28 protein-coding genes are annotated in these 26,624 nt (G+C 45.4%); 18 read left to right on the top strand and 10 right to left on the bottom strand.

From position 1 onward, the window contains the following. Positions 1 to 202: 202 nt before the first annotated feature. The gene (locus ACHUFZ_RS09020; RefSeq protein WP_394126879.1) at positions 203 to 817 is read left to right on the top strand and encodes a fumarylacetoacetate hydrolase family protein; all 615 of its coding nucleotides are present in this window, start codon (positions 203 to 205) and stop codon (positions 815 to 817) included. Positions 818 to 997: 180 nt separating this feature from the next. Here ACHUFZ_RS09020 and ACHUFZ_RS09025 read toward each other — a convergent pair whose 3' ends face one another. The 3 genes from ACHUFZ_RS09025 to ACHUFZ_RS09035 all read right to left on the bottom strand — a co-directional run bounded on the left by ACHUFZ_RS09025 (position 998) and on the right by ACHUFZ_RS09035 (position 2,937). Further along, a complete protein-coding gene (locus tag ACHUFZ_RS09025; RefSeq protein ID WP_134836607.1) occupies positions 998 to 1,306 on the bottom strand; it encodes an AzlD domain-containing protein in 309 nt (102 codons plus the stop codon). Next, positions 1,303 to 2,022, bottom strand: coding sequence for an AzlC family ABC transporter permease (locus ACHUFZ_RS09030; RefSeq protein ID WP_394126880.1), 720 nt, complete (start codon positions 2,020 to 2,022; stop codon positions 1,303 to 1,305). Before ACHUFZ_RS09030 ends, ACHUFZ_RS09025 begins: the two co-directional genes overlap by 4 nt. Positions 2,023 to 2,112: 90 nt before the next feature. Next, on the bottom strand, positions 2,113 to 2,937 hold the full coding sequence (locus ACHUFZ_RS09035; protein ID WP_394126881.1) for an AraC family transcriptional regulator: 825 nt from the start codon (positions 2,935 to 2,937) through the stop codon (positions 2,113 to 2,115). Between the two features lie 222 nt (positions 2,938 to 3,159). Here ACHUFZ_RS09035 and ACHUFZ_RS09040 point away from each other — a divergent pair, with 222 nt between their 5' ends. From ACHUFZ_RS09040 to ACHUFZ_RS09065, 6 genes are all read left to right on the top strand, one after another. Further along, positions 3,160 to 3,792: a LysE family translocator gene (locus ACHUFZ_RS09040; RefSeq protein WP_394126882.1), complete on the top strand. Its 633-nt coding sequence runs from the start codon at positions 3,160 to 3,162 to the stop codon at positions 3,790 to 3,792. 79 nt (positions 3,793 to 3,871) lie between these two features. Further along, complete coding sequence (locus ACHUFZ_RS09045; RefSeq protein WP_394126883.1) at positions 3,872 to 4,291, top strand: GNAT family N-acetyltransferase; 420 nt, start codon at positions 3,872 to 3,874, stop codon at positions 4,289 to 4,291. An 81-nt stretch (positions 4,292 to 4,372) separates the two neighbouring features. Further along, positions 4,373 to 4,738 carry a hypothetical protein gene (locus tag ACHUFZ_RS09050; protein WP_394126884.1) on the top strand — a complete coding sequence of 122 codons (366 nt, stop codon included), beginning with the start codon at positions 4,373 to 4,375 and terminating at the stop codon, positions 4,736 to 4,738. Between the two features lie 85 nt (positions 4,739 to 4,823). Beyond that, on the top strand, positions 4,824 to 6,932 hold the full coding sequence (locus tag ACHUFZ_RS09055; RefSeq protein WP_394126885.1) for a protein-disulfide reductase DsbD family protein: 2,109 nt from the start codon (positions 4,824 to 4,826) through the stop codon (positions 6,930 to 6,932). Then, the gene (locus tag ACHUFZ_RS09060; RefSeq protein WP_394126886.1) at positions 6,932 to 7,432 is read left to right on the top strand and encodes a protein disulfide oxidoreductase; all 501 of its coding nucleotides are present in this window, start codon (positions 6,932 to 6,934) and stop codon (positions 7,430 to 7,432) included. The genes ACHUFZ_RS09055 and ACHUFZ_RS09060 overlap by 1 nt, the downstream gene beginning before the upstream one ends. Positions 7,433 to 7,443: 11 nt before the next feature. Next, a complete protein-coding gene (locus ACHUFZ_RS09065; RefSeq protein ID WP_394126887.1) occupies positions 7,444 to 8,142 on the top strand; it encodes a DsbA family protein in 699 nt (232 codons plus the stop codon). Between the two features lie 239 nt (positions 8,143 to 8,381). On the opposite strand, the gene aqpZ is transcribed toward ACHUFZ_RS09065, so the two are convergent. After that, complete coding sequence (gene aqpZ / locus ACHUFZ_RS09070; RefSeq protein ID WP_394126888.1) at positions 8,382 to 9,077, bottom strand: aquaporin Z; 696 nt, start codon at positions 9,075 to 9,077, stop codon at positions 8,382 to 8,384. 243 nt (positions 9,078 to 9,320) lie between these two features. After that, complete coding sequence (locus ACHUFZ_RS09075) at positions 9,321 to 11,027, bottom strand: phospho-sugar mutase (protein ID WP_394126889.1); 1,707 nt, start codon at positions 11,025 to 11,027, stop codon at positions 9,321 to 9,323. A gap of 374 nt (positions 11,028 to 11,401) precedes the next feature. Here ACHUFZ_RS09075 and coxB point away from each other — a divergent pair, with 374 nt between their 5' ends. The 4 genes from coxB to ACHUFZ_RS09095 are packed head-to-tail and all read left to right on the top strand — an operon-like array spanning position 11,402 to position 15,680. Then, the gene (gene coxB, locus ACHUFZ_RS09080) at positions 11,402 to 12,526 is read left to right on the top strand and encodes a cytochrome c oxidase subunit II (RefSeq protein ID WP_463596524.1); all 1,125 of its coding nucleotides are present in this window, start codon (positions 11,402 to 11,404) and stop codon (positions 12,524 to 12,526) included. Continuing rightward, positions 12,523 to 14,187, top strand: coding sequence for a cytochrome c oxidase subunit I (gene ctaD, locus ACHUFZ_RS09085; RefSeq protein WP_394126890.1), 1,665 nt, complete (start codon positions 12,523 to 12,525; stop codon positions 14,185 to 14,187). Before coxB ends, ctaD begins: the two co-directional genes overlap by 4 nt. Before the next feature lie 9 nt (positions 14,188 to 14,196). Next, positions 14,197 to 14,799, top strand: a complete 603-nt coding sequence (locus tag ACHUFZ_RS09090) for a cytochrome c oxidase assembly protein (protein ID WP_394126891.1) — start codon at positions 14,197 to 14,199, stop codon at positions 14,797 to 14,799. After that, positions 14,796 to 15,680 (top strand): cytochrome c oxidase subunit 3, encoded by an 885-nt coding sequence (locus tag ACHUFZ_RS09095; protein ID WP_394126892.1) that lies wholly within the window; start codon positions 14,796 to 14,798, stop codon positions 15,678 to 15,680. The genes ACHUFZ_RS09090 and ACHUFZ_RS09095 overlap by 4 nt, the downstream gene beginning before the upstream one ends. A gap of 16 nt (positions 15,681 to 15,696) precedes the next feature. Here the strand turns inward: ACHUFZ_RS09095 and ACHUFZ_RS09100 are convergent, their stop codons facing one another. After that, positions 15,697 to 15,948, bottom strand: a complete 252-nt coding sequence (locus ACHUFZ_RS09100) for a DUF2909 family protein (RefSeq protein WP_134836591.1) — start codon at positions 15,946 to 15,948, stop codon at positions 15,697 to 15,699. Between ACHUFZ_RS09100 and ACHUFZ_RS09105 the strand changes: the two genes are divergently transcribed. The 4 genes from ACHUFZ_RS09105 to cyoE are packed head-to-tail and all read left to right on the top strand — an operon-like array spanning position 15,947 to position 19,173. Next, complete coding sequence (locus ACHUFZ_RS09105) at positions 15,947 to 16,684, top strand: SURF1 family protein (RefSeq protein WP_394126893.1); 738 nt, start codon at positions 15,947 to 15,949, stop codon at positions 16,682 to 16,684. The two genes, ACHUFZ_RS09100 and ACHUFZ_RS09105, sit on opposite strands and share 2 nt — an antisense overlap. Next, a complete protein-coding gene (locus ACHUFZ_RS09110; RefSeq protein WP_394126930.1) occupies positions 16,684 to 17,232 on the top strand; it encodes a hypothetical protein in 549 nt (182 codons plus the stop codon). Before ACHUFZ_RS09105 ends, ACHUFZ_RS09110 begins: the two co-directional genes overlap by 1 nt. A gap of 16 nt (positions 17,233 to 17,248) precedes the next feature. Continuing rightward, positions 17,249 to 18,280 (top strand): COX15/CtaA family protein, encoded by a 1,032-nt coding sequence (locus tag ACHUFZ_RS09115; protein WP_394126894.1) that lies wholly within the window; start codon positions 17,249 to 17,251, stop codon positions 18,278 to 18,280. Beyond that, positions 18,277 to 19,173, top strand: a complete 897-nt coding sequence (gene cyoE / locus ACHUFZ_RS09120) for a heme o synthase (protein WP_394126895.1) — start codon at positions 18,277 to 18,279, stop codon at positions 19,171 to 19,173. The genes ACHUFZ_RS09115 and cyoE overlap by 4 nt, the downstream gene beginning before the upstream one ends. 24 nt (positions 19,174 to 19,197) lie before the next feature. Here the strand turns inward: cyoE and ACHUFZ_RS09125 are convergent, their stop codons facing one another. The 4 genes from ACHUFZ_RS09125 to ACHUFZ_RS09140 all read right to left on the bottom strand — a co-directional run bounded on the left by ACHUFZ_RS09125 (position 19,198) and on the right by ACHUFZ_RS09140 (position 22,546). Further along, entirely contained in the window at positions 19,198 to 20,109 is a 912-nt protein-coding gene (locus tag ACHUFZ_RS09125) for an amino acid ABC transporter permease (protein ID WP_394126896.1), read from the bottom strand. Between the two features lie 71 nt (positions 20,110 to 20,180). Continuing rightward, positions 20,181 to 21,020: a transporter substrate-binding domain-containing protein gene (locus ACHUFZ_RS09130; protein WP_394126897.1), complete on the bottom strand. Its 840-nt coding sequence runs from the start codon at positions 21,018 to 21,020 to the stop codon at positions 20,181 to 20,183. A gap of 11 nt (positions 21,021 to 21,031) precedes the next feature. Continuing rightward, a complete protein-coding gene (locus tag ACHUFZ_RS09135) occupies positions 21,032 to 21,826 on the bottom strand; it encodes an amino acid ABC transporter permease (RefSeq protein ID WP_394126898.1) in 795 nt (264 codons plus the stop codon). Between the two features lie 3 nt (positions 21,827 to 21,829). Further along, on the bottom strand, positions 21,830 to 22,546 hold the full coding sequence (locus ACHUFZ_RS09140) for an amino acid ABC transporter ATP-binding protein (protein WP_394126899.1): 717 nt from the start codon (positions 22,544 to 22,546) through the stop codon (positions 21,830 to 21,832). A 309-nt stretch (positions 22,547 to 22,855) separates the two neighbouring features. Between ACHUFZ_RS09140 and aroG the strand changes: the two genes are divergently transcribed. The 3 genes from aroG to ACHUFZ_RS09155 form a co-directional block, all read left to right on the top strand. Further along, positions 22,856 to 23,911 carry a 3-deoxy-7-phosphoheptulonate synthase AroG gene (gene aroG / locus ACHUFZ_RS09145; RefSeq protein WP_394126900.1) on the top strand — a complete coding sequence of 352 codons (1,056 nt, stop codon included), beginning with the start codon at positions 22,856 to 22,858 and terminating at the stop codon, positions 23,909 to 23,911. Between the two features lie 118 nt (positions 23,912 to 24,029). After that, positions 24,030 to 24,344, top strand: coding sequence for a hypothetical protein (locus ACHUFZ_RS09150; RefSeq protein WP_394126901.1), 315 nt, complete (start codon positions 24,030 to 24,032; stop codon positions 24,342 to 24,344). A 453-nt stretch (positions 24,345 to 24,797) separates the two neighbouring features. Then, positions 24,798 to 26,624 (top strand): retention module-containing protein (locus tag ACHUFZ_RS09155; protein WP_394126902.1); only part of this gene is annotated, 1,827 nt, incomplete at its 3' end.

The raw sequence follows: 26,624 nt of genomic DNA on the forward strand, positions 1-26,624 counted from the left end.
TCTACTGCCTTAACACAATAATCGTGTTGACGCCTATCCACACTTGGGTAGGCGTTTTTCTATATAGAGAGCAAAGCTTATCTTGTCGCGATAACTATCAATATTGTTGGCATAGCTCTTAATTTTATTCCCTAAAGCAACACTTTAACGTTTAGTTCGATTAGAATACGAGCACTTTATCAATGACATCAAGGATGGTGAGATGACTTCAGTTAAACTTGGAAATACCCATGTTAAGCCGACAAAAATAGTTTGTGTTGGCCGCAATTATCTAGAGCATATCCAAGAACTGAATAATGCCATTCCTGAGCAAATGGTGGTGTTTTCTAAACCACCGACATCTATTTCCTCTCAGTTAAATGCCTTCCATCATGAACGCCTACACTACGAAGGCGAGATCTGTTTTATTGTTAAACAAGGCGAACTCGCAGCCGTCGGCTTAGGGTTAGATCTAACCAAACGTGAACTTCAGTCGAGCTTGAAATCGAAAGGGTTACCGTGGGAGCGAGCAAAAGCCTTTGATGGCTCTGCGGTATTTAGCCGTTTTGTCCCGCTCGATGGGATTGATATTGAGTCACTCGAAATCGAGCTGTTCATTAACTGTGTTCGAGTACAAAAAGGCTCGGTGAAACAGATGATGTATCCACCGCAAGCGATCTTAGATGAGTTAAAAACCTATACCACCCTTTGTGATGGTGACATCATCATGACTGGCACACCGCAAGGTGTCGGCGAAGTACACACCGATGATGTTTTCTTAGCGCGTTTGAAGTTAGCCGAGACCACGCTGATTGAAATTGAGTGGGTCGCACAGTAAATCCCGCTTTACCTTCCCCTATGGTTAAGCCTTATCTTCAAATAAAGCATCAATCATAGGACTCAGAAAAATGGGATGTTGTAATCAAGCGCCTAAAGGTGGAAGTACCAATCTTGGTTTGTTGATTAAAAGTATCGCAGTATTGGCCACAATACTTTTTTTATTGGCTGCACTCTTTGGCTAGAGCAGTTTTAAGCACAGAAAAAGTACCATGCTGACAATCGTAGTGAGCAAAACGTTCTTGGTTTTCCAAGCCAGCAGCGCTGCCGCGATCGCGCCAATTAGGTAGGGGTTTGATGGTGCCAGCCATAGCTGTTTTTCTGGCATAAACACGATCGGCGCCCAAATAGCCGTGAGCACCGCTGGACTAGAGTATGCCAGCAATCTTTGAGCAGCTGGATTTAAGCGTAAAGGCAGCTTGGGTTCAAGAAACAGGTAACGGCTTAAAAAGACCAATACTGTCATTGCTAGAATTGACCACATGATCATGATTGGCCTCCTTTTAACTGTTCCGCGCAGTAGCCAGCTAACATGCCAGCCACGCTTGCTATCATTAATCCTGATTCAATCCCCTGAGCGTAACAAAAGACAGATGTCACCAATGAAACGGCGACCGCTATCAGGGTGGGAGAGGTTTTTACATTGGGCACGACAATCGCAATAAAGGTTGCCGCTACAGCAAACTCTAGCCCTAGCTCATTGAGGGCTGGGATATAACTGCCGGCAACGATTCCGGCAAAGGTCGCCATGTTCCAACACAGATAGAAACTCAACCCCGCACCTAATGCATACCAACGATTAAACCGTTTTTCTGATTGTTGGCCGCATATGGCAAACAGTTCGTCTGTCAGCAGAAAGCCCAGCCCTAATCGCCATCTTAACGGTAGTGGCGCGATGCGATCTCGCATGGAGACGCTATAAAGTAGATGACGCGAAGTAATAAACAGTATTGCAAGTAACATGGTGGCAAGCGACGCGCCCGCTTTGAACATTCCCGTGGCGACTAATTGTGCAGAGCCAGCGAAGAGAATCGCCGATAGTGCTTGGCTCTCGACAATGGTTAGCCCTGACTCTATGGCAAAAGAACCCGCCAGTAATCCCCAAGGAATGACTGCGACACTTAATGGCACCATCGCGAGCGTGCCTTGCCAAAAGAGCTGTGAGCGGCTTAAGGGTAAATTGGATTCGATAGTCATGGTGCTCATGGTTGTTTTCTGGATTAGTGATTGGTCACACTATTTACTCATGGAACCCGTGTATGGGCTTGTACATTATTGCCTAGTCTTTATTGGACTTTAGGTGCCAATGAACTGTTTAGGGGTTACGCCCATGGCACGCTTGAAGTGTCGATGAAAATGGCTTTGATCGTGAAAACCACATTCTTGCGCGACGTCGGAAATGGTCAGTCCCTTGCGAAGAAGCTGCTTGGCGACTCTTAATCTTGCTTGGATCTGATAAGCGTGAGGGGGTAATCCAAACGCTTGCTGAAAACTTCGGGTGAGATAATACGGACTCAGCCCTGCAAGTTTAGATAGGTCATCTAGACTGACATCAGCTTGAGGAAAATCATCAATAAACTCTTTCACCAATAGCAATTGCTTTTGACTGCCAGCCTTTGGCTGCCAATCAAGTTTGGTTTTACCATGGCGAGAGACGAGCTTAACGAGTGCGCCGTAGATTAACGTCTCTCTAAGCAGTTTATTGTCAGATTGCGCAAGCGTATCGAACACTAGTCGAAGCTGTTGGGCAAGTTCTGGGTCATAGACCACAGGCTCCGGAAAGTAAGGAATAGATGACCCAGGGGTAAGCCCTTCAGTTATTTTTTCAAACTGCTCGGGTAACGGGTACATGGCTTTGTATTCCCAGCCTCCTTCGCTTGCCGTCTGCCCATTATGCACTTCGTCTGCATTGACCAGAATGATGCTATCTTGCGGAGCAATGTGGTTCCCACCCGTTCGATAAAAGCGCTGAGCCCCTTTTTCGATTACCCCAATGGTATAGCCTTCGTGACTATGGCGAGAAAAGTTCTGATTGGTGTATTTCGCATCAAGCAATTCAAGCCCACCTAGCTCATTCGCTAACTGAAAGCTGGCAGACTCTTTCTTACCGTGATTTGTCATGAGCTCTCCTTGCGCTTTTCACATTACTCGGTGGACTGTTCAGTCTAGCTTAAAGCGAACCGTTATTTTTGTACAAAATTGCTCAATGTTACTGAAGTGATTTTAATTATGCGTATCGATTTATATACCGATTTAGTGATGTTGTTTTTACTGTTTATCATGGATTTTGTCATTTTGTTGAACTAAAATCCTGCCCCTTCCTGTTCCTGTGAAATTATAACGATGATTGATTTTTCTGTGCTGCCGGTCTACCTCACCGCAGTCGTCGCGCTCCTTTTGCTGCCGGGGCCTGATATGTTATTGATTGCTAGCTCAAGTATGAGCTACGGTCGTAAAGTGGGTATTTTTGCTAGTTTAGGTAACGCAACGTCGGGCATCATCTTAACCTTACTTGCTGCATTAGGTGTTTCTGCTCTTATCGCAATGAGCCCTCTTGCGCTGAAAGCTCTGCACTTACTTGGTGGTGCATACCTTTTGAAGATGGGTTGGGACTGTTTACGTGCAAGTGCCGCCGATGCGCCTGAAATGGACCGAAGCAGTAAAGTTGCCGCCACCTTTTATCAGCGCGCTTTGGTGAGTAATCTACTGAACCCGAAAGCACTGGTATTCTTTGTCATGTTCTTGCCTCAATTTGTATCGAGCAATATTGCCGCAAGTTCAGGCGAGCAGATGCTGGCGCTAGGCTTGTTGCTCAATGTGTTAGGCTTACTGTTCAATTTCTTATTGGTTGCGTTAGTTGGAACCTTAGGTAAGCCTCTGTTAGAAAACGCAAAGTTTCGTACTTATCAGCATAAATTTATGGGGGCGGTATTTGTCGTTCTAGCCCTTTGGATGCTAAGCTCATTTGCGAGCTAACTCAGCCTGACACAGTTAAATTGAGCCAGCGTTCGCTGGCTTTTTTGTACTTAAGGGATAGGAAGTAAAGGGAGTAATTATGAATGTGCAGTTTACCCTCAACCCGCCAAAGAACATCAAAGATGTCATCTACAATGGGCTTAAAGCATTCAACTTAAAGCACTTTCCAGATGAAGATGTGACTAGTTTGGCTTGCTATATCGAAGATGACGCAGGGGATTTTATCGGTGGCTTAACTGGTGAGATATTTACCAATACCTTGTTTGTTGAATTTCTGTGGGTTGATGATCGCAAGCGTAATGCGGGTATCGGCTCAATGCTGATGGAACGATTAGAAAAAGAAGCGGTCAAATTCGGCGTAACGGATCTTTATCTTGATACGTATAGCTTCCAAGCTCCTGATTTTTATAAGAAGCTTGGTTTTATCGAAGTGGGTAGATACACCGACTTTCCGACATCAGATATCGATAAGGTTTTCTTACAAAAGAAAATTGTGTAGGTCGATTCTTGCAATACACTAACAATGTTTCTTATTAGCTTGTCATAATCCGCAGGCATTATTAACTGGCGATTGATTACTTTGCTCAAACACTTTGCTACGACTAAATCGGCGAAAATCACTCTGATTCTTATCGGATGGGTTTTTGCTATCTGTTTGTCGCAAAATGCAGGCTGGCAATCCGTATGCGAGTTTAAATATTCCGCTCTTGCTGACCTCGCCCATATCTCTAAATCTCCTTCTGATATTGGTGAACAATGCGATTTGACTGAAAAGTTATTGAGCAGCGCGCAAGTGAACTTAGAGCATGTCGTCATCTCTATGTTTGTTGTTGCTCTGATTGTCGTCGCATGGTTTGTTTTAACGCGAAGCGCCACTCCTCAATTTACCGAGCCGATTGTCCCTCGGCGCCGGCTGCATTTAACTTTTTGTGTGTTTAGAGAATAACGATAGCTCCGACTAACTTTTTGTTAGGGCACTACTCTATCTGTTATTTTTTCACCCGCTTTGGGTGATGTATTTGGACACATAAATGAACAATCAATCGAATTCTTTACTTCGTGCCGCTCAGCGTATGTTGCTGCTGATGAGTGCACTGTTATTTTCTGTGGCGTCTTTCGCTCAGACTGAAACGGGCTGGCTGACCAACCCTAATCACCCTCCGGTGAAAACACGGTTTGTTTTAACCGGGCAAATGAACCCTGCCAACAAAACCGTTGAAGGCTTTTTAGAAGTCGACCTTTCAGGAGATTGGAAGACCTACTGGCGATCGCCGGGAGAGGGCGGCATTGCCCCAAGCATTAATTGGGATAAATCCACTAATCTAAACAACGTTGACTGGCACTGGCCTCATCCTGAGCATTATAGTTTGCTGGGCATTAATACCCTTGGCTATAAAGGCGATGTTGTTATCCCAATGACGCTGCATGTCGACGACTTTAATCAACCTGTCTTTATTGATGCGAAGTTGACGTTGTCATCGTGCACCACGATTTGTGTATTGACCGACTATCCGCTTTCACTGTCGTTTACACCCAATGAGTTAACGGTTTCTGAGCAAGCGATGTATGTCCATGCTCAAGCGATTAGCGCAGTGCCTAAGCCATCTCCGCTTGTTACCAGTCAACAAGCGACGTGGGATAAAACGACCAACCAGCTTGAAGTAAAACTGACCAAATCACTGGGTTGGCAATCACCAGAGTTAATTGTTGATAGCACTAACGAAGCAATTAGCGATTATAGCTATGTACAAACGTTGATGAATATTGACGGCGATGTGCTCACCGCGGTGTTTGATATATCGACATGGCTTGGAGACATCGACCTAAGTGATCAATCTCTTAATGTGACGATAAAAGATACCGACTTTATTGCCGAACAGGTTGCTCCGGTTTCCGTTGGTGCCATATCGCCGGTCACTTCAGATCTTAGCTTACTTGAAATGATTGGATTTGCTGTGCTTGGTGGCTTAATCCTTAACGTAATGCCTTGTGTGCTGCCAGTGTTAGGTATGAAGCTCAGCGGTGTCATTGCAGCACAAGGGCTTGAGCGTCGTAAGATTCGTTTGCAGTTCTTAGCGTCTTCAGCCGGTATTTTGACCTCGTTCTGGTTACTGGCTGCATTCCTCCTGATCTTGAAACTCACCGGAAGTGCAATTGGTTGGGGCATTCAATTCCAAAGCCCGTGGTTCATCGGTTTTATGGTGATGGTGACCGCGTTGTTTGGTGCGAACATGCTTGGTTTGTTTGAGATTCGACTCTCTTCCGGTACCAACACTTGGCTCGCGTCAAAAGGTGATAACTCTTACGGTGGTCACTACCTACAAGGTATGTTTGCAACGCTATTGGCGACGCCATGTTCGGCTCCGTTCTTAGGCACAGCAGTCGCTTTCGCTTTAGCGGCCAGTGCGCTAGATATGATCGCGATTTTTACTGCGTTAGCCATTGGTATGGCGCTGCCGTGGATCATTGTTGCGCTGTTCCCAGGCTTGGCTTCTTACCTACCTAAGCCAGGTGCGTGGATGAACAAGGTCAAGTTACTGTTTGGCGTGATGATGCTTATCACCAGTGGCTGGTTGGTTTATCTTCTTGCTAATCACTTGCCTATCTTCTGGATAGTGGTGATTGTCGTAATCGCATTCGTATGGATCTTAGCGCGAATCAAACAGGTATACGGTAATAAAGCGTTAGCGATTTCTGGCTCGCTCTCTTTAGGGCTTTTAGCTGGAGGGTTAATTCTGGGCAGTGTGACTGCGGATCATTGGTCTACGCCATTGCCAGAAGATCTTGCTTGGCAACCTTTATCAAATCAAGCGATTGATAATGCGGTTAAGCAAGGGAGAACCGTGTTTGTCGATGTGACAGCTGATTGGTGTGTGACCTGTAAAGCAAACAAGATTGGAGTGATCTTACAAGACCCAGTCTACTCTGCACTTAAGAATCCAAATGTAGTCCCTATTCAAGGTGATTGGACACATCCTGATGGAGCGGTCACTGCTTATTTGAAGGAAAATGGGCGCTTTGGCGTGCCGTTTAACATTGTCTACGGCCCAAATGCTCCAGAGGGCATTCCATTACCTGTGATCTTAACATCAGATGCTGTGACCTCGGCGTTGAAAGCGGCGAGTGGTGAGGGAAGCTAATGAAAACCAAAGCACTACGTTGGGCAAGAGAGCTGTCTCTCTACTTGTTGCTAGCGATTGTTATTACGACTGCGGTTGATATTTATCGCAGTCAGAATGTGCCTATGGATAACACGCCAGAACTTGTCGGCTATGACCAAAACGGGGAAATGGTAGATGTGGTAGCGATGAGCTACGAATCACCTGTAGTGGTCTACTTCTGGGCAACGTGGTGCTCTGTCTGTCGCTTTGTTAGTCCGACCGTTGACTGGGTTAGCCAATATTACCCAGTGGTAGCGGTATCAGGAGCTTCCGGCTCGACCGCTAGGGTATACGCTTTCAAGGCCGCAAAGGGATATCAATTTACCAATATCAATGATGAAGACTCATCGCTGTTTAGACAGTGGGGTATTACTGTCACGCCAACCATATTTATAGTCAAAGATGGAACAATCCAATTCGTTACTACAGGCATTACCACTCCGCCCGGATTGTTGGCTCGTCTTTGGTTAAATCAATAGGAAAAGAATTCATGTTAAAACAACTTACGTTAGCCTTAGCTATCAGCTCGCTTATTTCACTGCCTGCGTTTGCGGCTCCCCAAGACAAAAAGATTGCTGAAATAGTTGAGATGTTAGAAGGCAACCCTCAGGTAGTCGATGCCTTGCACGAAAGCCTAGGTATGTATATCAAGCAGCAACAACAGTTTAGCCAGCTATTGGAAAGCAGTGATAAGTACCTTAACGACCCTAGTCATACTTATATGGGTGCTGAGAACGGTGACTTTACTTTGATTAACGTCACTGACTTTAGCTGTCCATATTGTAAGAAGCTGGATGCGGAACTAGAAAAGCTGGTTGAAAACTACCCTAATATCAAGGTGGTTAACCTCTATGTGCCATTGAAGGAAGGGACTGACTCTCTAAATTCAGCGGCTTATGCGCTTAATGTTTGGAAAAACGATCGAGAAAAGTTTGAGCAAGTTAATGAGTTATTGATTGCCAAACCGGGCGTACACAATATGACATCACTGATGAAAATTGCGCAAAAAACCGGAACAACCGATCAGCTAAACGTTAGTGATGAGGTTAAGAAGCAGCTTGAGAACAACTATACGATGTTTAACGCTTTAGGCCTTCGTGGCACGCCAGCGTTAATCTATGGTGAGCAAGTTATTCCGGGTTACGTACCTTACGCTCAGCTAGAAGACGCGTTAAAAGAGCACTTATAATCACATTGATAGGCTGCAAATAGGGCTAATTTCAATGAACCTTTAGATAAGGCGCTAGGTTAGTAACCTGGCGCCTTTGTTTTAGGTGCATAGGTTCGATACAAGCAACTGGCGCAGATAAACTTGGTGAATAATGTCAATGCCAAACTGCATGAGTTGCAACTGATTGACTGATTTAGACATAAAAAATCCCTACTTAGATGGTAGGGATTTTATGTTTGCATGGAGTATTTGAAGCGTTAGTCTTCAGCTGAACCTGCCATCGCTTTATAAACAACCGCGCCAAGTAGGGCACCAATAATTGGCGCTACCCAGAATAGCCACAATTGAGATACTGCCCAGTCACCAACGAATACTGCTACACCCGTACTACGTGCTGGGTTTACAGAAGTATTTGTTACCGGAATACTGATTAGGTGAATAAGCGTTAGACCTAGGCCGATAGCAATTGGAGCAAAACCTTGAGGTGCGCGCTTATCTGTTGCACCTAAGATGATCACCAAGAATGCCATTGTCATTACAACTTCAGTCACTAACGCTGCGGTTAATGAGTACTGACCTGGGGAATGTTCACCGTAACCATTTGAAGCAAAGCCTGAAGCTGCTACGTCAAAGCCCATTTGACCGCTAGCAATCACGTAAAGAACGCCGCCTGCGATTACGCCACCAAGTACTTGAGCGATGATGTAAGGCACTAGCTCTTTCGCTTCAAAGCGACCGCCAGCCCATAGGCCGATACTGACTGCTGGGTTTAAGTGACAGCCAGAAATGTGGCCAATCGCGTAAGCCATCGTTAGAACGGTTAAACCGAATGCGAAAGAAACGCCTAGCAGGCCAATACCGACATCTGGAAATGCAGCAGCCAGTACAGCGCTACCACAGCCGCCGAGAACCAGCCAAAATGTGCCGAAACACTCTGCGATATATTTGTTCATAATCGTCCCTAAACAAAAATAAAAAAAACAATAAAAAACTGATAGTTATCAGCAATGCTTGATTAGTAAAGTTCACTCTTATGAATTCTGTGTCGGTGAATTGTTATTTTCTTGTAAAGTCTCATTAATTGGTCATATATGCAGCAATTAATTGACTGTTTTGGATAAGCATTACATTTATTGAGCAGAGGAATGTAGGATTTGGCTGAATGCCCCAGTGGCAGGGGCATTCGTTGCTGAGGGTTAGATCAAGCTATGTTGATGCTCAGAAATCAGCATGCCCATCGACTCAGACGCTTTATCTTGAACATGTTCAAAAGTGTCTGATTCATCGAAAGACTCAATGACTTCGTAGTAGCACTTAAGCTTAGGCTCTGTCCCTGAAGGTCGAACAATCACGCGAGCACCACAAGAAAGATGGTAGATCAATACATCACTGGCAGGTAAGTCGATGCTTTCACTACTGCCATCAGCAAGCTGACGAGTGAGTGATTTGAGATCTTCGGTGACCACAACTTTACTGCCTGCAATCATAGTGGGCGGGTTCGCTCGAAGTTTGTCACCCACTGGCGGCGCTTTAGGATCAAGGGCAATACTGCGCTGCGCATTTAGGTACATACCATGTTGGCGATAGAGTGCTTCGAGTTGATCCCAAATGGTTTTGCCTTGGCTCTTGAGCTCTGCGGTCAGCTGCGCAAATGCGACCAGAGCTGACAACCCATCTTTGTCCCAGACTTTATTACCGACGGTATAACCAAGCGCTTCCTCGTAAGCGAATAAGAACGCGCGATCCTCAGTTTGCTTTTGCATCGCGATGTTGGTCAACCATTTAAAGCCGGTCAAAGTTTGGTAGTACTCAGCGCCTTGGGATTGCGCAATTTTCTTAAGCAGAGTTGATGAAACAATCGTATTACCAACCAGCGATTTAGCTGCGTCAGATTTCGACAATAAGTAATGGCCAAACAAAGAACCCACTTGGTCACCAGTGAGCATTTGGTAGTCACCATCAGGTTTACGGACTGCGACAGCAAAACGGTCTGCGTCGGGATCGTTCGCACATGCTAGTTCGGCGCCGTGTTGTTTAGCGAGGGCCATCACCATGTCCATTGCGCCCGTTTCTTCTGGGTTGGGGAAGTTAACGGTTGGGAAGGTGCCATCAGGCTCTCTTTGCTCTTTGACGCTATACACTTGGGTAAATCCAGCATCAGCAAGAAGAGTTTCAGCTATATCTGCGCCTACGCCATGCATTGCAGTGTACGCGATCCCAATAGACTCTGGTTGACTGTGGTTGGTGAGCAGAGCGTTGCTGTTCATTGTTTGGCGATAGGTTTGGTAATAGTCATCTTTGAGCCAAACAAGTAAGTCGTGTTTTTCTGCGTCATCCAGCGCCATTAATGGGATAGGCTTGGTCGCCGCAATATCGATTTCCGCGGCAATACCTGAATCATGCGGTGGGATAATCTGCGCGCCGTTTTCCCAATAAACCTTAAAGCCATTATATTCCGGTGGGTTGTGGCTGGCTGTCACCACAACCGCTGCTGCCGCGTTAAAGTGGTTAACACCAAATGCCACGATCGGTGTCGCTGCAACTGCGTGAGTTAAATATACTTTGATACCTAGTGCAGTGAGGACTGAGGCGGTGTCATGAGCAAATTGTTTTGAATCAGTGCGGCCATCGTAGCCAATCACAACACCACGATTCTTTGCGTTGTCCACTTGTTCAATCAGGTAGTGCCCAAGCCCTGTTGCGGTTTCTTGGATTACCAATCGGTTCATTCGATTTGGACCACAACCTACTTTGCCTCGTAGCCCGGCAGTACCGAACTCAAGCCGCTGGCTGAATCTATCTTCAAGTTCAGTAAATGCTTTTTCATCAATAAGGTGTTGTAGCTCTTCTCTTGTATGCGGGTCGGGATCTTTTTCTAACCAGTGGGTCACTTTTTCCATCATGATGTTTTTACCTTTTCATGCCTCAAGTCAGCTTTTAACTTAAGTCTATGTTAATTACAGAAAGTTGTTAGATTTTAATTGATATTGATTATCATTTGCGAGAGCGCAATCGCTAAAACTTACTTGGTTAGTTGAGTTGTCATTTCTAATTGGACTTTCTTGCACAATTTAAAAACGCCAACTAGGTTTTATTAACATAAATATAACAAATTACATTGAATTTGCTGTTTGAAAGGAAATAAATAAGTCCAAAGGCTGATTGGTACTTTCTTGCGTATTTAGGCACTCCAAGCGGGAATGAGTACTAGCATCACGGTTGATGACTCTGGCATAGGAGAAGTCTTTTGAAAAGTTCACCCGTTTCACTGTGGCGATTGAGTAGTATCTTGTTGGTTGGTTTTACCGCTTCTGTTGCTGCAGAAGAGAGCGCCTACAACATGACGCAAGGTGTGACCGACATCAGCGAAAAGGTCTATGACCTTCATATGCTGATCTTTTACATTTGTTGCGTCATTGCGGTCATCGTATTTGGTGCGATGTTCTATTCCATGTACCACCACCGTAAATCGAAAGGTGCGGTCGCTGCTCATTTCCATGAAAGCACCAAAGTCGAAGTCATCTGGACTGTCATCCCGATCATTATCTTAGTCTTGATGGCCATACCTGCGACCAAAACCTTGGTGGCGATGGAAGATACCTCCCAATCTGATCTGACGGTCAAAATCACCGGTTCTCAATGGAAGTGGCATTACAGCTACTTCGGTGAGGATGTTGAATTCTTTAGTCTGCTTGCGACCAGCCAAAAAGCCATCGACGGTATTGAAGAAAAAGGCGCGCATTACCTGCTCGAAGTTGATAACCCACTGGTGTTGCCAATCAATCGTAAAGTGCGTTTTTTGATGACGTCTGATGATGTTATTCACTCATGGTGGGTTCCAGATTTTGCGGTTAAAAAAGATACCATCCCTGGATTTATCAACGAAGCTTGGACACGCATTGATAAGCCGGGCGTGTACAGAGGGCAGTGTGCTGAGCTGTGTGGTCGTGCTCATGGCTTTATGCCGGTAGTAGTGCATGCCATGGAAGAAAATGAGTATGACGAGTGGCTATTGGCGAAGAAAGCCGAGCTAGAGCAAGCCAAGCAAGAGGCCGCCGCATCACTGACCGCCTCTTTGTCGATGGATGAGTTGATGGCCATCGGTGAGAAAGTCTATGTCGACCGATGCGCCGTTTGTCACCAAGTGAGTGGCGCGGGGATTCCTGGGGCGTTCCCGGCGATTACCGGAAGTAGTGTCGCGACAGGCAGTGTCGACGAACATATCGACGTGGTGGTGAATGGTCGAGCAGGAACCGCGATGCAAGCCTTCGCAAACCAATTGACGGAAAAAGAGATTGCTGCGGTAGTGACTTACCAACGTAACGGTCTAGGAAATAGTGTCGGAGATATGGTTCAAGCATCGGATGTGAACCAATTTAAGGCGTCTAAGGAGGGACAATGAAAACGTCCAAACCTGATTCTGTAGTTGAAGATAAAACCAAATCCGCACCAGTCACCGACGCTGATATTACCCGCGCCAACAGTTCAATAGCGGCTGAGGTGGATGAACATGATCACCATGAGCCGCCGAAAGGGATCACGCGCTGGCTCTATTCCACTAACCATAAAGATATCGGGACGCTTTACCTATGGTTTAGCTTCATCATGTTTTTAACTGGTGGTGCGATGGCAATGATCATTCGCGCGGAATTATTCCAGCCCGGTTTACAACTTGTCGAGCCACAGTTCTTTAATCAGATGACCACAGTTCATGGTTTGATTATGGTGTTTGGTGCGGTGATGCCAGCCTTTACCGGACTTGCCAACTGGATGATCCCGATGATGATTGGTGCGCCAGATATGGCGTTGCCGCGGATGAACAACCTTAGCTTCTGGATTCTTCCGTTTGCTTTTGCCATTTTACTGGCATCGTTATTTACCGAAGGTGGTGGCCCAGATTTCGGTTGGACTTTCTACGCACCGCTTTCTACTACCTATGGACCTGACAGTACCGCCCTGTTTGTTTTCTCAGTGCATATCATGGGGATCAGCTCGATCATGGGTGCAATCAATGTGATCGTGACCATCGTTAATATGCGCGCACCGGGTATGACTTGGTTCAAAATGCCAATGTTTGTTTGGACATGGCTTATTACCGCTTTCTTACTCATTGCCGTGATGCCGGTACTCGCCGGGGCCGTCACTATGGTGTTAACCGACAAGTATTTTGGTACTTCATTCTTCGATGCGGCAGGTGGTGGTGATCCGGTGATGTTCCAGCATATCTTCTGGTTCTTTGGTCACCCGGAAGTGTACATCATGATTTTGCCATCGTTTGGTATCATTTCAGCGATTCTCCCAGCATTTAGTGGCAAAAAGCTCTTTGGCTACCACTCGATGGTTTACGCAACTTGTAGTATCGCATTGCTGTCATTTTTAGTCTGGGCTCACCATATGTTCACTACTGGGATGCCAGTATTTGCTGAACTCTTCTTTATGTACTGCACCATGCTGATCGCCGTGCCCACTGGGGTTAAAGTGTTTAACTGGGTGGCGACCATGTGGCGCGGGGCGATGACGTTTGAAACACCGATGTTGTTTGCCATCGCCTTTATTATTCTGTTCACCATAGGTGGGTTCTCTGGCTTGATGCTGGCGATTGTTCCGGCGGATTTCCAATACCATGATACCTATTTTGTTGTGGCGCATTTCCACTATGTACTGGTGTCGGGGGCGGTGTTCTCGATTATGGCGGCAGCGTATTACTGGCTACCGAAATGGACCGGAAATATGTATGACCACAAACTCAGCCTGTGGCACTTCTGGTGCTCGGTGATTTCAGTCAATGTGTTGTTCTTTCCAATGCATTTCTTAGGACTGGCAGGTATGCCAAGACGAATACCTGATTATGCTATTCAGTTTGCTGACGTGAACCAGATTGTATCGATCGGTGGTTTTGCTTTTGGATTATCGCAGCTGATCTTCCTGTGGTTGGTCATCAAATGCATCAAGGGCGGTGAGAAAGTGTCTGCTAAACCTTGGGAAAGAGCAGAAGGTTTAGAGTGGACCGTGCCGAGCCCAGCTCCTCATCATACCTTCTCTACGCCACCAAAAGTGGACTAGGTGGCGACCATGGAAGGACAAGCGAAATCAAATCATAAATTGACCTTAAAACTGTGCGTTGCGGTGCTAGCTATGTTTGGTTTTGGTTTCGCCCTTGTGCCTCTTTACGATGTGATGTGCGATGCGCTCGGTATCAATGGCAAGACCAACAGTGAATCGGTTCTACAACCGCAAGGTATGGAGCCTGATACCTCTCGGCTGATTCGAGTTGAATTCATGGCCCACAATAATCAAGGTATTCCTTGGTCATTCACGCCAGTGCAGACTTCAATGGATGTTCATCCCGGCCAAGTGATCCAAACGGCTTACTTGGCAAAAAACCTTTCTAGCCAAGAGATTGTTGGCCAAGCCGTGCCATCGGTTTCACCCGGCTTAGGCGCGACCTATTTTAATAAAATCGAATGTTTTTGCTTCAACCAGCAACCATTGCAGGCACAAGCAAACGCTGAAATGCCTCTGATATTTTATATCGAGCCTGATATTCCCGAATCTATTCATACGCTAACGCTGTCTTACACCCTTTACGACATTACCAATAAGACAGCTCCGCAAGAGATAGCGAACACTTCACCGGTTATCACCACGGAAGTGATGCAAGGAGCAACACAATGAGTTCTAAACATCAGCCTTATTACGTTCCCGCTCAAAGTAGTTGGCCAATTGTTGGCGCGGTATCTTTATTCCTTATCGCAGTCGGCGCCGGACTGACGGTACAGAACATGGCAGAAGGAGGCGATGGGAGCGTCTTCGGTAAGTTGATTTTGTTATCTGGCTTTCTGTTCTTGCTGTATATGTTCGCAGGTTGGTTTAGTAACGTGATTACCGAATCAATGAGTGGCAAATATTCTGCTCAGATATCGCGCTCATTTCGCCAAGGAATGAGTTGGTTTATCTTCTCTGAGATTATGTTCTTTGGCGCATTCTTTGGTGCCTTATTTTACGCGCGAATCATTTCGGTGCCTTGGCTAGGAGGCGCTGGTAATAATGAGATGACGCATGAGGTGTTATGGCCAGCCTTTGAAGCATTGTGGCCACTAACGTTGACTCCCGGAGGCGATACGACCACGGCTATGTCTTGGAAAGGGATTCCGCTGATCAATACGCTGTTACTATTGGCGTCGTCAGTCACACTGCACTTTGCTCACGTTAGCCTAGAAAAGAACAAGCGAATGGCGCTCATCGTCTGGCTGGAAATCACCATCGTTCTAGCGTGTTTCTTTTTGTATTACCAAGGGGTTGAGTACGCTCATGCTTATCAAGATTTAGGCCTTACATTGCAATCAGGCGTCTATGGCAACACCTTCTTTTTATTGACGGGTTTCCATGGCATGCACGTGTTCCTGGGGACGACGATTTTGATTGTCTTGCTGGCTAGAGTTGCTAAAGACCATTTTACGCCAAAAGAGCATTTCGCCTTTCAAGCAGGCAGTTGGTACTGGCACTTTGTTGATGTCGTTTGGCTGTGTCTATTCGTCTTTGTATATGTCATTTAACGCTTGAATAAGCCGTTTAATATGGTCGGACATTCGGCTCGATAAAACCGGAAAGTAGAGCAACAACCATTAGTACGACAGCGAGGGCAGAAAGAAATACGCGACGACCTAAATAGAAGCTCATCGGTTTGTCCTCTTCTAGCGAGTCGTCGGACTCTTCTTCATCGTTTGAGTTGGGATCTTTGACCATTTCAAACATTGCTCGACCAAGGTTGATTAGGATGAAAAGCAGTAGCAGCACTAATACCAGTTTAAAAATGAATACCATGAGGAGCTCCTTTTTTGCTCTGCTCAATACCAGACGTTTTTGGATTGTTGTTCTTTTAACTGTGGTTGCCTTTTCAATATTGGTCAACTTGGGGTTGTGGCAGCTTTCGAGAGGTGAAGAAAAAAGATCAATAGAACAGCAGGTTAGCCAAAGAGATTCGCAACGATGGATTCCGTTAGGGCAAATATCTGCAGATCAGCTAGCGATACCAACTGGAGTTAAGGTCGAGTTTCAAGCATTGCCAGTGAAAGATAGATATTTGTTACTCGATAATCAGAACTATCAAGGTGAGGTCGGTTATATCGCCTTGCAACTGGTCAAAGCGCAGAGTGGCGAATCGGTACTGCTAGAGAGAGGTTTCATTCGCGCACCTAAGTTAAGAACTCAATTACCTGAGGTGAATTGGCTGGTGGAACCAATGAAGGTACAAGGGCGTTTATACCGAAAGTCGCCGAATCCACTTAGTCAGGATTTGTACCTAGAGTCAGGCGTCCCAAGTCGGATTCAGAACTTAAACTATACCCAGCTAGAGAAGAGTTGGGGCATCGAACTAGCAAGATATGTTGTACAGCCGCAGGCCGACAACTGGCCTTACCCGCAACCTTGGCAACCTGTTGCGATGAAGTCGGAAAAACACCATGGATATGCTGTGCAGTGGTTCTCAATGGCTGCCGCCCTATTACTGCTAAGTAGCATTATTTTGATTCGCCTGTTTAAGCAAGGAGCGCAAAGATGATTAATAACCCAGTCTATCGTGGCCGCATCATTTTCATTGGTCTTGTCGTGATGTTTGCGCTACCTGCCATTATGGCGAAAACAGTCCTTAGTCAGCATTGGTATAACTCTGGCGTGACCAATAAAGGAGAGCTGATTGAGCCACACTCAACACTCGATTCTTTCGGCTTAACTAACCCCTATCAGAAGCAGCAGTGGCAATTAGGTTACGTTATTCCTGATAAATGCGATGAGTTTTGCCAGCAGCAAATTTATCTTCTAGGGCAAAGCCATATTGCGTTAGGTAAGTACCAACAACGCGTTCAACCTGTGCTTCTTATTACCCCAAATAGCGATTTAATTGAGATACCAGAAGGCAGCTACCAGCGTCTGGAAGTCAATCAAGAGTTTGCTCAAGTTGTAGGGCAATTTGAGTTCGTAATCGTTGACCCGTTAGGGCAGTTGGTTATGCGTTATCCGAAAGTGGACTCGACAGCAGAATTGGTTCCGCAGAGCAAAGGCTTATTGGCAGATCTACGTAAGCTATTAAAACTATCGCGTGTTGGGTAATGGGGAGGGCTTGGGTATGAAGATGATTACTCTTATTCGTTTTAGCCTGTTTCTCACCTTTGTCGTGGTGATGCTGGGAGCGTATACAAGGCTCGCAGATGCCGGGTTGGGTTGTCCTGACTGGCCCGGTTGTTACGGACAACTTACCGTGCCGAATGAGCAGCACGAGATAGCTCTAGCCAAATCGCTTTATCCGACTTTAGTTGTCGAAGCGGATAAAGCATGGCTTGAGATGATTCACCGCTACTTTGCTGGCACCCTCGGGCTTGTCGTTTTTGTCATCACCTTAGTTGGGATTCGCACTCAGATGCTTTCAACGATACTGGCGACGTCGCTTTCAGTTGTGGTGGTTTTTCAGGCGTTACTTGGAATGTGGACAGTCACCATGAAACTGATGCCCTTGGTGGTGATGGGACATTTACTGGGTGGTTTTACCTTATTCAGTTTGTTAGCGCTTGCTTACTGGTCAGTTAAGTCGAATCATGATTCTAAAAATTACACCTTACAGAATTTGGGACGGATTAAACCACTCGCGATAATGACGGCCCTTGTGGTTATTGGTCAAGTGGCCTTAGGTGGTTGGACATCATCAAACTATGCAGCGCTGATGTGTACCACGTTACCGATTTGTCAGGGCGATTGGGTCTCCCACTTAGATTTCAAACATGCTTTCGATTTGATTCAACCTGAAAAAGAGAGTTACGAATTCGGCACACTCGATTATGGGGCGAGGATGACCATTCATGTTACCCACCGTATTTGGGCCGTGGTGGTGACACTTTTCACCGTGGCATTGGCGATACAGTTGATTCGATATGGGAGCGGTGTGGTTCGTCGCAATGGTCAAATCATCTTAGCGTTACTAACGCTACAAATCTCGCTAGGGGTAGGTAACGTGGTATTGAGCTTGCCTCTAGCGATTGCTGTCGCGCATAACCTAGGTGCAGCACTGCTATTGCTTTCAGTGTTAAGAGCAAATTACTTGATATGGCATCTCTCTAATGTGTACTCGACACGATCTGTGGAACAACAAGGAGAATACTCATGAGCAAATCGATAAGTGTTACTTCTATCCCCCACAAAGCCTTATGGCGAAGCTATTTATCACTGACAAAGCCGAAAGTGGTCGCCTTGATGTTGCTAACCGCACTGGTTGGTATGTGTTTAGCGGTTCCAGGAACACTGCCAATTCAAGGTACCGTTCTTGGCTTGCTAGGAATTGGTTTGATGGCAGGTTCAGCGGCCGCGTTCAATCACCTGATTGACCAAAGAATCGATGCGATTATGGCGCGCACATACAAACGTCCACTACCATCCGGTGAGATCAGATCAAGCCATGTGTTTGGCTTTGCTTTAGCAATTGGGGGGGGTGGGTTCGTTATTCTTTATGCAGGCGTTAACGCTTTAACTGCTTGGCTCACGTTCGCGAGTTTACTCGGTTATGCCGTGGTCTACACACTCTATTTGAAGCGTGCAACACCGCAAAATATTGTCATAGCTGGGATTGCTGGGGCGATGCCGCCGTTATTGGGTTGGACTGCCGTCACGGGCGAACTTCATGCTCATGCTTGGTTACTGGTGATGATCATTTTCATTTGGACGCCGCCACATTTTTGGGCGTTGGCTATCCACCGAAAAGATGATTACGCCAAAGCTGATATTCCGATGCTGCCAGTAACACATGGCGTGGAATACACCAAAACGTCTATTTTGCTTTATACGATTCTGTTGTACCTAATATGCCTGTTGCCAGCTTTGGTTGGAATGACCGGGGTTTTCTATCTTACTGCATCGACGGCACTATGTTCGTTGTTTGTCTGGCATGCATGGAAATTGAAGTACACCAATGACGAGAGTCGAGCTATTAAAACATTTGTCTTCTCTATCTACCATTTGATGTTACTTTTCGTAGCTTTATTGATCGATCACTACATTATGTAGCCAGCGCTTACCTGCTTAAGCATCTTATCGTTGTAGGTGCTTAAGGCTACGTTTTTCAATGCGTTTAAAGATAAAAGAGAGCATTAAGCACAAGATTAGATATGCGAGCCCGACGATGAGCCAAATTTCAAAAATCAACCCAGACGAGTTTGCCATTTCAGTGCCAACAAACGTCATTTCTTGAATCGAAATCAATGACACAATTGAGGTGTCTTTTATTAGTGATATCGCTTGTCCTGCGAGGGCCGGAGTGATTGCCGCCAATACTTGAGGAGCAATAACATAACGGTATTTCACCCAAGTGGATAAACCTAATGAGTCTGCCGCTTCCCACTGACCTTTCGGGACGCTCGTTAAACCAGAGCGTACCACTTCTGCCACATAGGCAGAAGAAAGTAACCCGACACATAAGATCCCTGAGAGTAGATTTTCCCATAGGTTAGCTGGACCAAACAGAACGCTTTGAATACCGTTAATTTCACCATTGTGATTGCGCAGTAAATCGTTGAGGCCAAGCAAAGGGATTAGTTGGTTCGAGATGAAAAAGTAGAAAATAAACACAAATACCAGCGGCGGTATATTACGAATTAGCTGGATGAATGCATTGGCTGGAAGGCGCAAAATTGCAATACTCGACTGCCTTGCAACCCCAAGCGCTGTACCTAAGCCTAGCGCGAGTAACATCCCCCAAATGCTGATGCGTAGTGTCGAAATTAACCCTTGGATAAAGTATGGCAGTGAGCCATCAGAGCGAGGCGTAAAAATTAATGTCAGTGCGTCTTGCCAGCGCCAGTTGTAGTTTACTCCCACAGCAGAGCGGCCATATAACCAATATGCCACGGCTAACAGAATCAGAATGAGCACAGCATCGAGTTTATTGAGTGTGCGTTTGGATTCATTTGATGTTGGATGTGGTAGTAATTTAGCTTTTGACACGTTGAGTGATTTCCTAGCGTGATTTCTTAGCAACATGGCCCTACCCATTTTACTGGGTAGGGTGGCCGCAATTATTGACCAGAGGCGATTTGATTTTGCCAATCAAGGGTAGAGAACCAGTATTCGTAGCGCTCTTTCAACCAGCCATCGTCGGTACGGGCTTGGATCCAAGCGTTGAAGAAGGCTTCTTTGTCAGCTTCGCCTAAGCGTACTGCAAACGCTTCGTTACCTTTAGATAGTCGTTCAGTGAAAGGAATAAACAGTTTATCGCTGTTTTTCACTGTTTCATGTTCTGGCTTAGGGCTAGAGGCGATAACCGCATGAGCGTTGCCATTTAGCACTTCTTGAAATGCTTGTGCATCGTCGTCAAATTGAAGAATTTTTGCTTTCGGGAAAGTTTCACGAGCCACTTGAACAGTATGAGCACCTCGGCGAGCTGCAATATTTACACGGCGTGAGTCAAAGTCACTAAATTCGGAGAAACCACTCGCTAGTTCTTTATTAGCAGCAATTTGAACACCTGAATGAGAGTAAGGCGCTGTAAATAGTACGCTCTTAGCGCGCTCAGGAGTAATACTCATACCGCCGATGATCACATCAAATTTTTGCGCCAGTAGCGCAGGAATGATGCCGTCCCAAGCGGTTGGAACAAACTCTACTTTCCAGCCGGAGTCTTTTGCTAGCCTTTTCGCTACATCAATCTCAAAGCCGATTAAGTCACCTTGCTTGTCTCTCATTGCCCAAGGGACGAAGGTCGACATTCCTACTCTTAATGTTCCACGATCATTAATTTTATCGAGGTTAGGGGTTTCAGAGGCGATGCTCGGTAAGCTGATCGCCAAGCCAAGTAATGCGGTAATAGCGGTTTTAAAACCTTTACCCTTTAACAAAGCTCTTCCTAAGTTTTGCATAGTTATTTCCTTTATTGTGTGCGCCAACTAGCGCCAAGTTTATGTTCCATCCAAGCAGAAAGTCCTGACAACATCAGCGTCAGAGAAAGATAAATAGCGGCCACAGTGAACCAAATTTCAAAAGGCATCGCGGTTTCTGAGACGATGTTACGTCCCTCAGTTGTTAAATCAAAAATGGCCATCACACTCACTATTGAAGAGTTTTTTATCAGTGACACCACTTCGTTGGTGAGCGGCGGTAAAGTTCGCTGCAACAGCTGCGGGAGAATAACGTCATAGAAAGTATAAAACGGGTTGAGTCCAAGTGACTTTGCTGCCTCAAATTGCCCTTTAGGGATACTATTTAGACCACCACGGAATATTTCAGCGGTGTACGCGCCCTGGAAAAGAGAAAGGGCTAATACAGCGGTCGAAAAACGGTCAAGACCAATCACTGGACCAAATACGAAATAGAGCAGATAGATTTGCACTAGCAGTGGTGTGTTGCGAATTAGCTCCACGTAGACGTTCGCGATACCTCTACCCACCCATGAAGCAGACAGTTTGAGCGCGGCGGTTGTTAAGCCAATCAATAGGGTAAAGCACAGGCTTAAAGCTGAGATCTTAATAGTCACAACAAGACCATCTAACAGTTCAGCTGGCCACCATTCACCATCTTCAAAAAATAGGATGTAATCTGGCACACGCTCCCATTGCCACTGGTAGCCCATGCTCTTTGCGCCGGAATCTAACAGCCACACAATGCCTATCGCTAAAAGGGCAATTTGCAGTAGGGCAGATAAAACAGGCTTAAATACGTTCATCATGCATTAATGGCTCAAAATCTGTTGCAGAAACTGCTGAGTTCTTGGATGACTCGGATTAGAGAACAATTGTTGTGGCGAGTTGATTTCGAGGATCTCTCCTTGATCCATAAAGATGACCCTATCGGCCACTTTGCGTGCAAATCCCATTTCGTGAGTTACACACATCATAGTGATGCCGTCATTAGCCAAATCAACCATAACATCTAAGACTTCTTGAATGGTTTCTGGATCCAAGGCAGAGGTCGGCTCATCGAACAGTAAAATTTCTGGCTGCATACAAAGAGAGCGTGCAATGGCAACTCGTTGTTGCTGACCCCCTGATAATTGTATCGGGTATTTGTTGGCTTGCTCTTCGATGTTCACACGGCTAAGGAAATGCATCGCACGCTCCGTTGCTTCCGCCTTAGATAAGCCGAGAGTTCGAGTTGGTGCCAGAGTTAAGTTCTCAATAACAGTGAGGTGCGGGAACAAATTAAAGTGTTGAAAAACCATCCCTACTTTGCCTGCCTTTGGGGCAATTTCACTACTGCCAAGTACGGAAATGTTGCCGTTAGAGATCGACTCTAGACCATTAACAGTACGGATTAAAGTAGATTTTCCAGACCCTGACGGACCACAGACTACCAGTATCTCACCCTTCATAACACTAAGGTTAATCCCTTTTAGTGCTTGGAATGTGCCGAACCACTTGTCGACATTATTAAATTCAATGGCGTTCATGCCCAATCTTATTTTGATTCTAGTTATATGCATACATTAGCAATATCAGCAAGATATTGCATCTTGCGTGCGGGCATTGTACGTAAATCCTATTAGGAATAGATCAATCGCTTCGTGTGTAATTTATTTTTTACACATTGTGTAAATCGTAAAAATATGGGAAATATTGCCTTTTATTCAAAATAGTGCTTGCAAGCTAAGTTTTTGCTAGATAAGTTACACAGAACAGGAACAATAAAGCATGAGCATTTTTTCACCACCTCATTTCGGTGTAGCGCTCAAGTCGAGAGAAATAGGAAGAAGTAAGCGATGTTTCAAACTGATGATGTACGAATTAATAAATCAAAAGAATTATTACCACCAGTTGCGGTTTTAGAGAAGTTTCCAGCAACTGAATCGGCTTCTTCAACAACATTTCGTTCAAGAGAAGCGATCTCAAATATTTTAAAGGGTGATGATGATCGCCTACTGGTTATCATTGGCCCATGTTCTATCCATGATCCAGAAGCTGCGATCGAATACGGCAAGCGCCTTAAAGTTCTTCGTGATGAGCTAGGTGACCGCCTTGAAGTTGTGATGCGTGTTTACTTTGAAAAGCCACGTACAACAGTTGGTTGGAAAGGTTTGATCAATGACCCGTACCTAAACGATACGTTTAAGATTAACGACGGTCTGCGCATGGGTCGTAAGCTACTGCTAGATCTGACAGATATGGGCATGCCAACGGCAAGTGAATTCCTTGATATGATCACGCCTCAGTACGTAGCAGATCTAATCAGCTGGGGTGCAATTGGTGCACGCACGACTGAATCGCAAGTTCACCGTGAGCTAGCGTCGGGTATTTCGTGCCCAGTAGGTTTTAAAAATGGTACAGACGGCAACATCAAGATTGCATCTGACGCGATTCGCTCTGCAAGTGCTTCACACCACTTCTTGTCGGTAACTAAGTACGGTCACTCTGCAATTATTGAAACGGCAGGTAACCCAGATTGTCATATCATCCTTCGTGGTGGTAAAGAGCCGAACTACAGTGCGGATCATGTTGGCGCAATTAAGCAAGAGCTTGAAGCATCTGGCCTACCACAAAAGGTGATGATTGACTTTAGTCACGCGAATAGCTCTAAGCAATACCAACGCCAGATGGTTGTTTCAGAGGACGTAGCAGGTCAAATCTCAGGTGGTGAAGATTCGATCTTCGGTGTCATGATTGAATCGCACCTTGTTGAAGGTCGTCAGGACCTTGTTGCAGGAGAAACACTTACCTACGGTCAGTCTATCACTGATGCATGTATTGGTTGGGACGACACAGAAAAAGTACTTCGTCAGTTAGCTGATGCAGTTGCCGAGCGCCGTAATAACAAGTAAATACACTGTTGAATAAATCCTAGTTATGAATATTAAAAGCTCCTTCGGGAGCTTTTTTCGTTGTACTAGCAGCGCGCAACTATATAATCTGCGTATTGGTATTATTCGGGGTGATGTTATGTGGCGAAAACTTTCTTTAGTCTTATTGAGCTTAACAGCGGTAAGTAAAGTGACCGTTGCATCGGAAGATCTTTTCTTATACTCACTTCCTCAATCGAATGATATTCCTGCATTAGAAGACCCACTTGATCCGCAGTCGAAACTATCAATGGATGCAGAGCATACCAGCGAACTCGATTTAGATTACTCTGAGCCATGTGGTGTCAAATGTGGTTTAAGCAATACAGGACTATTTTTACTGCAAATGGTCGTTGAATCTAAAGCAGATCAAGAGTATCGCCATCAACTTATGAACCCGAACTACGAGCCATAACCAACCCACTTCCTCAATAGAAATGTCGGCTAATTATTTAATTAATTGGTATGAAATGTTGTACCATATTTATGGTGCGATATACTTTTTGTCGTAATGGTTCTCAGCGGAATGAACTGCGCATTTCAGGCTTTATGTTAGTTGACATATCAATTGGGCATGTATGCCCGTTTTTATCTCCCTTAGCTTAATTATATTCACTTTGTTTCACTTCTTTTTTACATTCTCACTTTTGAAACAAGCTGCACATTTTTCATCAGCATGTATGTGCAGATCACTAAATATTTCAAAAATATCCTTATATTACCTATACTTATAATTAACTGATACTGAGTGCATAATTGGTGTAATTGACTGAAAAATAAGAAGTATGTGCTTTATTGTGTTACTCTTGGTTACAAAATTTAAAAAAAATAAATCAGTTTAAAGGTTCTAAGTGTTTGAGGAGACCTTATGGACGTGGAAGTTGTACGCCAAGCTGCGATTGTAAAAGAAGTTTTCGGGGATGTTATTGGGGTTAACCCAGATGGTAAAGCGCATAAATTGAGCGTCGGTGATCAGATAAACGCCGGCGAAATTGTCATTACATCTAATCGTTCAACTCTCGTGATTGAAACCGCGCACTCTGATTTTCAGTTTGGGGAAAACTGTGTCGCATGTGAGCAGGAGAATGGTATCTGGGACAATGCCCCTATCGCTGCTGAGGTGAGCTTTGACATCCCGCAACTCGATTCTGCGTCCTTTGGTGCTGAAGATTTAGCTGCGATTCAGCAAGCTATTTTAGAAGGTGCCGACCCTACTGAGTTGCTAGAAGCGACCGCCGCTGGTGGAGGTGTTGGTTCTGCAAACGCGGGTTTTGTTACCATTGACTATAATGGTGCCGAGGTGCTCGCAAGCACTTTCTTTGAAACGTCGGGCTTTGCCAATGACGATGACACCATTATTCGAGATGACGATATAGCGCCGTTAATTCTTGCTGATGGCGGGGAGAGCTTAACTGCTCAGTTAACCGAAGGTGACTTATCCGACTCTACCTATCCAGTTTCTACCACAAGCTCTGCGACTATATTTGCGGGTGGTTTGGCTCTCGACCCTAGTTCATTTGTCCCTGACACTCTTTCTCTTTCCTCTCTCCTCAATGAACTAAACTCGGACATTACCTCAAATGGTGAAGCGGTTTCATTTACATACAATGCTGCAGATAACGCAATTGTCGGTCTATTAAACGGCGAAGAAGTACTTCGTATTGATATCGATGTTACCAGTGTTGGCAAAGATGTAAGTATAGAACTGACTACTACCATCTCTCAGCCTATTGACCATGTACCTTCCGTTGGAGGTGGTCAAGTTGCCTTCTCTGATGACCAAATTACAGTCTCGTTTGAAATCACAGGTACCGACGTGGGTGGGAACCCGATTGAAGCGCCTATTGATGCCCAAGTATCGATTAATGATGGTTCTGCGCCTGAGTTTACCTCAATTGATACCGCTGATGTTTATGAAGCGGGCTTAGATGATGGCTCGAAAGTTGGCCCAACAGATACCGTTAGTTCGGGTACTTTGACTGGCGAACTTGGTAGTGACACGGTTACCGAGTTGCAAATTGATGTTGATGCGTTCAATACCTCCCAGCAATCTTCACCAATTACTTCTCAAGGTCAAACTATTGTTCTTGAAGCAGTGGCAGGCCAACCGGGTAGCTATGTAGGTTATATCACCCTAGAAGGCGTTCGCGTTGACGTACTTAAAGTCGCTATTGGTGATGTAAAAACTACAGACACCTCATTTAGTGCAAGCTATCAAGTTGAACTACTTGAAGAAATTGACCAAGCTGAGCAAGGCAGTGCTGTTCAAGGGGACATTGTTTCTATTCCGCTGCCGGTGTTTGCTATCGATGCTGACAACGATCAGTCGGCACGTTCAGATCTAATCGTCAACGTTGGCGATGATATCCAAATTGTTGCCGATGGCAGTTTAAGTGTTGTCGAGCCGGTAGTTGGTGATTCTGCTGAGAGTAATAGCATTAACGTTATTACCCAAGCGGGTGCAGACCAAGCTCAAGTGACGTCATTTACTTTTGATGGCACGCCTTACACTCTTGAATCGGGCAAAACCGAATACCCAGTGACCGATGGTAAAGTGGTTATCACACCAGACGGTACGCTCTCATTTATTCCGTACAGCAATGTAGACCATTCTTCTGGTGATGAAGTGAAGCACACCATTGTTGTGACCGTGACGGATAACGACGGCGACAGCTTAACCAGTCAGGTAGAGCTG

Source organism: Vibrio hepatarius (assembly GCF_043642085.1).
GTDB classification, from domain to species: Bacteria; Pseudomonadota; Gammaproteobacteria; order Enterobacterales; family Vibrionaceae; genus Vibrio; species Vibrio hepatarius_C.

Bases quoted from the DNA above. Each gene is read 5' to 3' on its own strand.
- ACHUFZ_RS09060 (WP_394126886.1), top strand. From the start codon at position 6,932: ATGAAAACCAAAGCACTACGTTGGGCAAGAGAGCTGTCTCTCTACTTG.
- ACHUFZ_RS09055 (WP_394126885.1), top strand. From the start codon at position 4,824: ATGAACAATCAATCGAATTCTTTACTTCGTGCCGCTCAGCGTATGTTG.
- ACHUFZ_RS09135 (WP_394126898.1), bottom strand. From the start codon at position 21,826: ATGATGAACGTATTTAAGCCTGTTTTATCTGCCCTACTGCAAATTGCC.
- ACHUFZ_RS09020 (WP_394126879.1), top strand. From the start codon at position 203: ATGACTTCAGTTAAACTTGGAAATACCCATGTTAAGCCGACAAAAATA.
- ACHUFZ_RS09075 (WP_394126889.1), bottom strand. From the start codon at position 11,027: ATGATGGAAAAAGTGACCCACTGGTTAGAAAAAGATCCCGACCCGCAT.
- ACHUFZ_RS09025 (WP_134836607.1), bottom strand. From the start codon at position 1,306: ATGATCATGTGGTCAATTCTAGCAATGACAGTATTGGTCTTTTTAAGC.
- ACHUFZ_RS09040 (WP_394126882.1), top strand. From the start codon at position 3,160: ATGATTGATTTTTCTGTGCTGCCGGTCTACCTCACCGCAGTCGTCGCG.
- ACHUFZ_RS09065 (WP_394126887.1), top strand. From the start codon at position 7,444: ATGTTAAAACAACTTACGTTAGCCTTAGCTATCAGCTCGCTTATTTCA.
- ctaD (WP_394126890.1), top strand. From the start codon at position 12,523: ATGAAAACGTCCAAACCTGATTCTGTAGTTGAAGATAAAACCAAATCC.
- ACHUFZ_RS09035 (WP_394126881.1), bottom strand. From the start codon at position 2,937: ATGACAAATCACGGTAAGAAAGAGTCTGCCAGCTTTCAGTTAGCGAAT.
- aqpZ (WP_394126888.1), bottom strand. From the start codon at position 9,077: ATGAACAAATATATCGCAGAGTGTTTCGGCACATTTTGGCTGGTTCTC.
- cyoE (WP_394126895.1), top strand. From the start codon at position 18,277: ATGAGCAAATCGATAAGTGTTACTTCTATCCCCCACAAAGCCTTATGG.
- ACHUFZ_RS09090 (WP_394126891.1), top strand. From the start codon at position 14,197: ATGGAAGGACAAGCGAAATCAAATCATAAATTGACCTTAAAACTGTGC.
- ACHUFZ_RS09130 (WP_394126897.1), bottom strand. From the start codon at position 21,020: ATGCAAAACTTAGGAAGAGCTTTGTTAAAGGGTAAAGGTTTTAAAACC.
- ACHUFZ_RS09100 (WP_134836591.1), bottom strand. From the start codon at position 15,948: ATGGTATTCATTTTTAAACTGGTATTAGTGCTGCTACTGCTTTTCATC.
- ACHUFZ_RS09150 (WP_394126901.1), top strand. From the start codon at position 24,030: ATGTGGCGAAAACTTTCTTTAGTCTTATTGAGCTTAACAGCGGTAAGT.
- ACHUFZ_RS09045 (WP_394126883.1), top strand. From the start codon at position 3,872: ATGAATGTGCAGTTTACCCTCAACCCGCCAAAGAACATCAAAGATGTC.
- ACHUFZ_RS09030 (WP_394126880.1), bottom strand. From the start codon at position 2,022: ATGAGCACCATGACTATCGAATCCAATTTACCCTTAAGCCGCTCACAG.
- ACHUFZ_RS09095 (WP_394126892.1), top strand. From the start codon at position 14,796: ATGAGTTCTAAACATCAGCCTTATTACGTTCCCGCTCAAAGTAGTTGG.
- ACHUFZ_RS09105 (WP_394126893.1), top strand. From the start codon at position 15,947: ATGAGGAGCTCCTTTTTTGCTCTGCTCAATACCAGACGTTTTTGGATT.
- ACHUFZ_RS09115 (WP_394126894.1), top strand. From the start codon at position 17,249: ATGAAGATGATTACTCTTATTCGTTTTAGCCTGTTTCTCACCTTTGTC.
- ACHUFZ_RS09140 (WP_394126899.1), bottom strand. From the start codon at position 22,546: ATGAACGCCATTGAATTTAATAATGTCGACAAGTGGTTCGGCACATTC.
- aroG (WP_394126900.1), top strand. From the start codon at position 22,856: ATGTTTCAAACTGATGATGTACGAATTAATAAATCAAAAGAATTATTA.